This is a genomic window from Bradyrhizobium guangdongense, from assembly GCF_006483445.1.
GTDB lineage: Bacteria > Pseudomonadota > Alphaproteobacteria > Rhizobiales > Xanthobacteraceae > Bradyrhizobium > Bradyrhizobium guangdongense_A.
This window is the reverse complement of sequence record NZ_PPPT01000249.1, coordinates 1-1,113: the sequence shown is the minus strand read 5'-3', so window position 1 is coordinate 1,113 and position 1,113 is coordinate 1. Positions and strand designations below refer to the sequence as shown.

Annotated in this window: 1 protein-coding gene; it reads right to left on the bottom strand. The window is 63.4% G+C overall.

Annotation, left to right across the window (positions count from 1 at the left end; genetic code table 11):
- On the bottom strand, nucleotides 1–1,113 hold a 1,113-nt coding region (locus C2U70_RS30325), incomplete at both ends, for a glycosyltransferase family 4 protein (RefSeq protein ID WP_140982307.1).

Here is a 1,113-nt window from a genome sequence, read left to right as displayed (position 1 = left end):
GCGCTGACCTCGGCGCGCGTCAGCACCTTGGGCCGGTAACCTTGCCGCGCGTGCTCGAAGACGGACATGTAGCGCTCGGCCGTGCGTTCCCAGGTCATCATTCGGCTGGCTGCGTAGGCGCGCTGCGACATTGCCTGCCGGCGCACATCGTCGGTGAGCAGCTTTGCGATTTCGATGCCGATCGCCACCGCATCGCCAAACGGCACCAGCACACCGCATCCGTCGGCAAGCAGCTCACGCGCGTGCCAGTAGGGCGTCGAGACGACCGGCTTGCCCAGCCCAAAGCTGTAGGCCAGGGTTCCCGACGTCATCTGGGCCTCGTTGAGATAGGGCGTGACATAGACGTCGCACATCGAGATGAACTCGAGCAGCGTGGCCTTGTCGACGAACCGGTCGAGGAACACCACGTGGTCGTCGATCCCGAGTTCGCGCACCCGCGCCATCAGGCCCTCGCGATAGGCCTCGCCCTGGTTTCGCACCAGATTGGGATGCGTTGCGCCGAGCACGACGTACACCGCGTCCGCGCAGCGTTTCAGGATCGACGGCATGGCGTCGATCATGACTTCGATGCCCTTGTTCGGCGACAACAGGCCGAAGGTCAGGATCACCGACCTCCGCTCAAATCCGAGCCTGGCTTTCGCCGCATCGGACTCGACGAAGGCGGCATCGGGAATGCCGTGGGCGATGACTTCGATCTTGTCGTCCGGCACGCGATAGACCTCGCGCAACAGCTCGCGGCCCTTGTTGGCCATCACCACGACTTTTGACGAGGCCTCGACGATGCGCGCCATGACCGTACGCTGCTTCGCCGTCGGATCGGCGAGCACGGTGTGAAACGTCGTTACCACCGGCATGGTCAGGCGCGACAGCAGCGCCAGTATATGGGCACCGGCTTCACCGCCGAAGATCCCGAATTCGTGCTGCAGGCATACAGTGTCGTAATGGCCGGCATTGAGGAAATCGGCGGCGCGCGAATAATCTTCGACGTTGCCATCCTTGATCTCAAGAGCGACCGCCGGGGGATAATCATAAGCCTGACCGCGATCGGTCATCGCCACGATGCGAGTCTCGAGATCGGGGTGCGTGGTTGTCAGCGCGGTCTGCAGGTCGGTC